The sequence below is a fragment of the Phenylobacterium sp. genome (genome assembly GCF_036501465.1).
In the GTDB taxonomy this organism is placed as follows: Bacteria; Pseudomonadota; Alphaproteobacteria; order Caulobacterales; family Caulobacteraceae; genus Phenylobacterium.
This window is the reverse complement of sequence record NZ_DASYAF010000161.1, coordinates 1-7,540: the sequence shown is the minus strand read 5'-3', so window position 1 is coordinate 7,540 and position 7,540 is coordinate 1. Positions and strand designations below refer to the sequence as shown.

Here is a 7,540-nt window from a genome sequence, read left to right as displayed (position 1 = left end):
ATCACCGCTCGACCAAACGGCGTCAGCCGAGCATTCTTATGCACGTTCATTCGGGGCCTCGGGACCAAGGGTTGGAGCTTCGCAACCCCAGCCTCTCAGCCCAGCCCCGAGTGAACAACCTTCATAGCTTCGACACCTAGCGCGCCGCCGCCCGCACGGCTAGGCTCGGGCGCATGGCCAAGCCCGCCCCTGGAGCGCCCGCCGACAAGGTCCGCCTCTATGAGGCGCTGATCGCCGGCCTGCCCGGCGTGGAGCGCAAGGGGGCGAAGTTCCCCTACACCTCGCTGAACGGGAACATGTTCTCGATCCTCTCGACCACGGGGGTCATGGGCCTGCGCCTCGCCAAGGCCGACCGCGAGGCCTTCCTGCGGGATCATGCGGCGAAGCTCTACGAAAGCCACGGGGCGGTGATGCCGGAGTATGTCGCGGTGCCCGACGCCCTGCTGGCCGACACCGCGGCGATGACGCCCTATGTCGCCAAGAGCTTCGCCTATGCCCAGACCCTGCGGCCGAAACCGACGACGCGGCCGAAGAAAGCCTAGGCCTTCAGGCTTTCCACCAGCGCCTTCGCATGGGGCCGCAGTTCCTCGTCGGCGCGGACCACGATCTTGAGTTCGCGGACCGCCCAGTCGTCGGCCAGCTCCACCCGCGCGAGCGCCATGGTCTTCGCCGCCCGGGCCGCGGTGGTGGCGGGCACGACGCCGACGCCCACGCCGCACTCCACCAGCCGGCAGACGGCGTCGAAGCTGCGCAGCTGCACGCGCAGGCGCAGCGGCTTGCCCTCGCGCGCCGCCTTGCCGGCCAGGAACCGCTGCAGGGAACTCGCCCGGTCGAGCCCCACCAGGTCGTAATCCAGCACCTGGGCGAAGCGGACGCTGGCTTGGGCGGCGAGCGGGTGGCCCGGCGGCGCGACGATCACAAAGCGGTCCGACCGGAAGGGATAGGTGGCGAGCGCCCCCACATCCACCGTGCCGGCGACGATGCCCGCGTCGGCGGCGCCTTCGGCCACCAGACCCACGATCTCGTCGGAGAGCCGCTCCTCCAGGTCGACGCTCACCTGCGGATGGTCGGCCAGGAAGGACGACAGGGCCTCCGGCAGGAATTCGGTGAGCGCGTTGGTGTTGGCGAGCAGGCGCACCTGGCCGATGAGGCCGCCGGAAAAGACGCTGAGGTCCTCGCGCATGCGCTGCGCGTCGGCGAGGATGCCGCGGGCGTGCTTCAGCAGGGTGCGCCCGGCCTCGGTGGGCGTGACTCCGGCGCGCGAGCGGGTGAGCAGCGGCGCGCCCAGCGCCTCCTCCATGCCGCGGATCCGCGTCGAGGCCGCCGCCAGCGCCAGCGCGCTTTTCTCGGCGCCGCCGGTGATCGAACCGGCGTCCGCCACATCGCAGAACAGCCGCAGATCCGTGAGGTCGAACCGCATCCTTCGCCTTTCGCGAAGGAATCCTACAGCAATTGCGCATTGTGTAGGAGCGTCGAAGAAACAAAACTTCGTATAACCCGAAGGAGATCGTTCCGATGCAGACCTTCCTGGTAGAGCGGACCATTCCGGCGGCCTTCCGCTACGAGGATCCGGCGGTGCTGGCCCTGCATGCCCGCTGGGCGACCGACGCCTACAAGGCCCTGGGCGCCTTCTGGCATGGCGGGGTGATCACCGAGACGGGAATGTGCGGCCTGGTGAGCGCCGAAGCCGAGGACGACCTCGGCCGCTACGCCCGATCGCTGAACATCGGGCCGGACCAAATCGCCGTGCGCCGGGTGGTGCGCGCCATCGGGCCATATTTCGCCGCGCCGCAGGGTTCGGTCCGTCCGCCGGGCGCGGCGCGTTGACACACCCCCCATGGCGCTTAAAAGCGGACGGACATCGGGTCAGGACATGAGCGGGGGAGAGCCATGACAGACACCCCAAAAGCGCCACGCGAACCGCCGGTTTCGCCGCATCTGATGACCGGGGGGTTCGGCTCGCCGCTGCTCTGGCGGTGGCACATCACCATGTGGACCTCGATCCTGCACCGGGCCACCGGCGTGGCGCTCTATGTTGGCGGCTTGATCGCGGCGGTCTGGGCGGTGGCGCTGGCCGCCGGGCCCGAGCGCTACGCCGACTTCAAGGCGCTGATGGGCTCGCTGCCGGGCAAGGTGGTGATGTTCGGCCTGACGCTCTGCATCTTCTACCACCTGGCCAACGGCGTCCGGCACCTGGTCTGGGACACCGGTCACGGACTGGACGTGAAGTCGGCCAATGCCTCGGCCGTGGTGGTCTTCGCCTTCGCCGCCGCCGCGACCCTGGCGATCTGGGGCCTGGCCGCCATGACGGGAGCCGTTTGATGGTCAGCTATCGCACCCCGCTCGGCCGCGCCCGCGGCCTGGGCTCGGCCAAGCACGGCGCCTTGACCTGGGTGAGCGAGCGGGTCTCGTCCATCGCCCTGATCCCGCTGGTCATCTGGCTGGTCTACGGTGTGATCCGCCTGGCCGCCGGCGACTATGGCTTCGCGGTGGAGTGGGTCCACGATCCGCTGAACGCCACGCTGTGCGTGCTCACCTTCGCCATCGCGTTTTCGCACATGCACGCCGGCATGCGGGTGGTGGTCGAGGACTACATCCACAAGGCGCTCAGCAAGTCGGCGCTGCTGATCCTCAACCTCTTCGTCTGCGGCCTGGCCGGCGCGCTGGCGATCTTCTCGATCCTCAAGGTCGCGCTCGGCGCCGCCAGCCTGGGAGGCGTGTGAGGCTCCATGGCGACCTACAACTTCACCGACCACCGCTATGACGTCGTCGTCGTGGGCGCCGGCGGTTCCGGCCTGCGCGCGGCCCTGGGTTGCGCGGCGGCGGGGCTGAAGACAGCCTGCATCTCCAAGGTCTTCCCCACCCGCTCGCACACCGTCGCCGCCCAGGGCGGCATCTCCGCCAGCCTCGGCAACATGGGCGAGGATGACTGGCGCTGGCACATGTACGACACCGTCAAGGGCTCGGACTGGCTGGGCGACCAGGACGCCATCGAATACCTGGTCCGCAACGCCCCGGCCGCGGTCTACGAGCTGGAGCACTGGGGCGTGCCGTTCTCGCGGACGCCCGAGGGCAAGATCTACCAGCGCGCCTTCGGCGGCATGACCAGGAACTACGGCGAGGCGCCGATCCAGCGCACCTGCGCGGCGGCCGACCGCACCGGCCACGCCATGCTGCACACCATGTACGGCCAGGCGGTGGCCAAGAAGACCGAGTTCTTCATTGAGTACTTCGCCCTCGACCTGATCATGGACGAAGGCGTCTGCCGCGGCGTCACCGCCTGGAAGCTGGACGACGGCACCCTGCACCGCTTTCAGGCGCAGATGGTGATCCTGGCCACCGGCGGCTACGGCCGCGCCTACTTCTCCTGCACGTCGGCCCACACCTGCACCGGCGACGGTGGCGGCATGACGCTTCGCGCCGGCCTGCCGCTGCAGGACATGGAGTTCGTGCAGTTCCACCCCACCGGAATCTACGGCTCCGGCTGCCTGATCACCGAAGGCGCCAGAGGTGAAGGTGGGTATCTCACCAATTCCGAGGGCGAGCGGTTCATGGAGCGCTATGCGCCGACCGTGAAGGACCTGGCCCCGCGCGACATGGTCAGCCGCGCCATGACCATCGAGATCCGCGAAGGCCGCGGCGTGGGCCAGAAGAAGGACCACATCAACCTGCACCTCGACCACCTGGATCCGAAGGTGCTGCACGAGCGCCTGCCCGGCATCTCGGAGAGCGCGCGCATCTTCGCCGGCGTCGACGTGACCAAGGAGCCGATCCCGGTGCTGCCCACCGTCCACTACAACATGGGCGGGGTGCCGACGAACTTCTACTCCGAGGTGGTGACCAAGGCCGGCAAGGCCGCCGACACGGTGGTGCCCGGTCTGATGGCGGTGGGCGAGGCGGCCTGCGTCAGCGTCCACGGCGCGAACCGGCTGGGCTCCAACTCGCTGATCGACCTGGTCGTGTTCGGCCGCTCGGCCGCGCTGCGCTGCGCCGAGACCATCAAGGCCGGCGCCACCCAGGTGGAACTGCGGCCAGCGATGACCGAGCCGCACCTCGCCCGTTTCGACCGCTTCCGCAACGCCTCCGGCAAGACCTCCACCGCCGAACTGCGGCTGGAAATGCAGCAGGCCATGCAGGAGGACGCCGCGGTGTTCCGCGCCGGCGACAGCCTGAAGAGCGGGGTCAAGCGGCTGGAGTCGGTGGCCAAGAAGCGCGCGGACCTCTCGGTCGCCGACCGGGGCCTGATCTGGAACACCGACCTGATGGAGACGCTGGAGCTCGACAACCTGATCGGCCAGGCGGTGGTGACGGTGGTGGGCGCCAACAACCGCATCGAAAGCCGCGGGGCCCACGCCCGCGAGGACTTCCCGAACCGCGACGACAAGGTCTGGATGAAGCACACCCTCACCTGGTTCGACGACAAGACCGGCAAGGTGAAGATCGATTACCGCCCGGTGCACGACTACACCATGACCAACGACATCGCCCCGATCCCGCCCAAGGCGCGGGTCTACTAGGCGGCGATGGACGGGTCGCAGCCCGTTGTGGACGTTTCCCCTCGCCAGGATGGGCCGCCCATCGGCTGGTTCCATTCGCTGACCCTGCCGGGCGGCGAGGTGACGGCCGGCGAGAAACCGGCGGTGGTGCTGGCGAGCGAGGCCGAGGTCGTCTTCCGGCACGGCGTGGCCGGCAAGCGGGTGCTGGATATCGGCGCCTGGGACGGCTTCTTCAGCTTCGAGGCCGAGCGGCGCGGGGCCGCCCAGGTGCTGGCCACCGACCACTTCTGCTGGTCCGGGCCGGGCTGGGGGAGCAAGGCGGGCTTCGACCACGCCCACGCCCGACTGGGCTCGAAGGTCGCCAGCCTCGACATCGACGTGCCGCGGATCGGGCCCGAGACCGTGGGGACGTTCGACGTCGTCCTGATGCTGGGCGTGCTCTACCACGTGAAGGACCCATTCTCCTGCCTGGAGCGGGCCGCCTCGGTGGCCGGCGAATGCCTGGTGGTGGAGACGGTGACCGCGCTGGACGTCCTGCCCTGGCCGGTGATGCGCTTCTTCCGCGGGCGCGAATTCAACGACGACCCGACCAACTTCTGGGCCCCCAACCGCGCCTGCCTGGAAGCCATGGCCCGCGAGCTCGGCTTCCGGCGGATCGAGATGACCGGCCATCCGGCCACGCGCCCGCACTGGCGCCGGCCGGAGCTCTACTGGCTGCACAACCGGGTGTTCATGCATGCCTGGCGCTGAGGCGGCCTTCGCCCGTCGGGACACCGACGCGGACTGGCGCGAGATCGGCGCCAGCAATCCCTATTGGGGGGTCATCAGTCAGCCGCAGTTCGAGAAGGACAGCCTGACCGCCGAGGCCGTCGAGGACTTCTACAAGACCGGCCGCGACCAGATCGACGAGATCGCCAGGGACTTGGGCTGGCTGGCGGGCCGTACGCCCTCGGGACGCGCCCTGGACTTCGGCTGCGGCCTCGGGCGACTGACCGAGGCGATGACCCGCTTCGCCGACCCGGTGATCGGCTACGACATCTCGCCCGCCATGTTGGAGCTGGCCCGGGCGCGCGGTGGCGGCGTCACCTACGTGGATGAGCTGCCCGACGGCCCGTTCGACTGGATCAACAGCTTCATCGTCTTCCAGCACATCCCGCCGGAGCGGGGCCTGGCGTTGCTGCGGCAACTCATGGAGCGCCTGTCCGCGGACGGGATGATCAGCCTGCACGTCACCGCCTGGCGCGATCCGCGGCTCGAGCCCGGCGCGGCGAAGGGCGTGAAGGGCTTGCTGCTGGCGCTGCGCCGGTGGCGGAGCGCCCGGCGGTTGCCGGCGGGCCACATCCATATGTTCGACTACGACCTGTCCGCCGTGATCCGCATCCTCAACGAGGCGGACATTCTCGACCTGCGCCTGATGTCCACCAACCATAGCGGTCACCACGGCGTCTCCATCCTCGGCCGCAAGGCCGCGCCGCAGCACTCGCAAGTCAACCGTTTCTGCTAGGGACTCCGACCATGGTCGAACTCGCGCTGCCAAAGAACTCCCGTGTCGTCCGCGGCAAGCATCACCCGGCGCCGGAAGGGGCCAAGAAGGTGAAGACCTTCAGGGTCTACCGCTACGATCCGGAAGGGACCGAGAACCCCCGCTGGGACAGCTATGACGTCGATGTCGGCGCCTGCGGCCCGATGGTCCTGGACGCCCTGATCTACATCAAGAACACCATGGACCCGACGCTGGCCTTCCGCCGCTCGTGCCGCGAGGGGGTCTGCGGCTCCTGCGCCATGAACATCGGCGGCCGTAACACCCTGGCCTGCACGCATGGCTGGGCGGACGTCCCCGGCCGCGACGTTCAGATCAGCCCGCTGCCGCACATGCCGGTGATGAAGGACCTCGTGCCCGACCTCACCATGTTCTACGCCCAGTACGCCTCGATCGAGCCGTGGCTGCACACCGAGACGCCGGAGCCGCAGAAGGAGTGGATCCAGTCGCCGGAGGACCGCGAGAAGCTGGACGGCCTCTACGAGTGCATCCTGTGCGCCTGCTGCACGACGTCGTGCCCCAGCTACTGGTGGAACGGCGACAAGTACCTGGGCCCGGCGGCCCTGCTGCACGCCTACCGCTGGCTGGTCGACAGCCGCGACGAGGCCACCGGCGAGCGGCTGGACGCACTCGAAGACCCCTTCAAGCTCTATCGCTGCCACACGATCATGAACTGCGCCCAGGTCTGCCCGAAGGGTCTGAACCCCGCCAAGGCGATCGCCGAGGTGAAGAAGATGATGGTCGAGCGAGTGGTCTGATTTCATTGGCTGGGGGAATTCGGGTGGGTCAGTTGAAGGGGTTTTCGCTGGCGGTCGCGCTGATGCTGACCGCGGCGCCGGCGGCGATGGTCTGGGCGGCGCCGACGCCGGCCGCCGCGCAGGCCGGCGAGACGGCGGCTCAGGCGGCCGAGGCGGCGCGGTTCACCGCCTTTATCGACAACGAGTTCGAGCAGGAGCTGAAGCTGCGGCCCCAGCGCGCCACCGCGCTCGGCCGAAAGCAGGACAACGACAAGTGGGATGACATCAGCGACGCCGGCCAGCTGAAGCTGCTGGAGTGGCGGCGCGGCAGCGTGGGGCGCATGAAGGCCCAATTCGACCGCGCGAAGCTGCCCCCGGCGGCGCGCGCCAGCTACGACATGTGGGCGCTGGAGCTGGACCGCGCCGAGCTGACCTACAAGTACCGCCGCTACCAGCCGCCGTTCTATTCGTTCCTCTACTCCATCCACTCCGAGCTGCCGAACTTCCTGATCAACACCCAGGCGGTCACCGACGCGGCGGACATGAAGGGCTACAACACCCGCCTGAAGACCCTGGGCGGCGTGCTGGACGTCGGCATCGCCGAAAGCCGCAAGGCGACCGCGGCGGGAATCAATGCGCCCAAGTTCGAGATCGAGCGGGTGATCGAGGGCTCAAAGGTGATGATCACCGGCCAGCCGTTCACGGCGAGCGGTGCGGACTCGCCGCTGTGGGCCGACGCCAAGGCCAAGGTCGGCAAGCTGAAGGCG

At 68.9% G+C, this 7,540-nt stretch carries 10 protein-coding genes; 9 read left to right on the top strand and 1 reads right to left on the bottom strand.

The window, feature by feature from the left end; translation table 11 throughout:
- Positions 1–173 precede the first annotated feature (173 nt).
- Positions 174–542 (top strand): hypothetical protein, encoded by a 369-nt coding sequence (locus VGL85_RS19230; RefSeq protein ID WP_331590625.1) that lies wholly within the window; start codon positions 174–176, stop codon positions 540–542.
- Here VGL85_RS19230 and VGL85_RS19225 read toward each other — a convergent pair.
- Positions 539–1,420, bottom strand: a complete 882-nt coding sequence (locus VGL85_RS19225) for a LysR substrate-binding domain-containing protein (protein ID WP_331590624.1) — start codon at positions 1,418–1,420, stop codon at positions 539–541. The two genes, VGL85_RS19230 and VGL85_RS19225, sit on opposite strands and share 4 nt — an antisense overlap.
- A 95-nt stretch (positions 1,421–1,515) precedes the next feature.
- Between VGL85_RS19225 and VGL85_RS19220 the strand changes: the two genes are divergently transcribed.
- From VGL85_RS19220 to VGL85_RS19185, 8 genes are all read left to right on the top strand, one after another.
- The gene (locus tag VGL85_RS19220) at positions 1,516–1,827 is read left to right on the top strand and encodes a hypothetical protein (protein ID WP_331590623.1); all 312 of its coding nucleotides are present in this window, start codon (positions 1,516–1,518) and stop codon (positions 1,825–1,827) included.
- Positions 1,828–1,890: 63 nt separating this feature from the next.
- Complete coding sequence (gene sdhC, locus VGL85_RS19215) at positions 1,891–2,322, top strand: succinate dehydrogenase, cytochrome b556 subunit (protein WP_331590622.1); 432 nt, start codon at positions 1,891–1,893, stop codon at positions 2,320–2,322.
- The gene (sdhD, locus tag VGL85_RS19210; RefSeq protein WP_331590621.1) at positions 2,322–2,723 is read left to right on the top strand and encodes a succinate dehydrogenase, hydrophobic membrane anchor protein; all 402 of its coding nucleotides are present in this window, start codon (positions 2,322–2,324) and stop codon (positions 2,721–2,723) included. The genes sdhC and sdhD overlap by 1 nt, the downstream gene beginning before the upstream one ends.
- Positions 2,724–2,729: 6 nt before the next feature.
- Positions 2,730–4,517 carry a succinate dehydrogenase flavoprotein subunit gene (gene sdhA / locus VGL85_RS19205; RefSeq protein ID WP_331590620.1) on the top strand — a complete coding sequence of 596 codons (1,788 nt, stop codon included), beginning with the start codon at positions 2,730–2,732 and terminating at the stop codon, positions 4,515–4,517.
- Between the two features lie 27 nt (positions 4,518–4,544).
- Positions 4,545–5,246 carry a class I SAM-dependent methyltransferase gene (locus VGL85_RS19200; protein WP_331590619.1) on the top strand — a complete coding sequence of 234 codons (702 nt, stop codon included), beginning with the start codon at positions 4,545–4,547 and terminating at the stop codon, positions 5,244–5,246.
- Positions 5,233–6,000 carry a class I SAM-dependent methyltransferase gene (locus VGL85_RS19195; protein ID WP_331590618.1) on the top strand — a complete coding sequence of 256 codons (768 nt, stop codon included), beginning with the start codon at positions 5,233–5,235 and terminating at the stop codon, positions 5,998–6,000. The genes VGL85_RS19200 and VGL85_RS19195 overlap by 14 nt, the downstream gene beginning before the upstream one ends.
- Positions 6,001–6,011: 11 nt before the next feature.
- Entirely contained in the window at positions 6,012–6,794 is a 783-nt protein-coding gene (locus VGL85_RS19190; protein WP_331590617.1) for a succinate dehydrogenase iron-sulfur subunit, read from the top strand.
- Positions 6,795–6,817: 23 nt separating this feature from the next.
- Positions 6,818–7,540 (top strand): DUF885 family protein (locus tag VGL85_RS19185; RefSeq protein WP_331590616.1); only part of this gene is annotated, 723 nt, incomplete at its 3' end.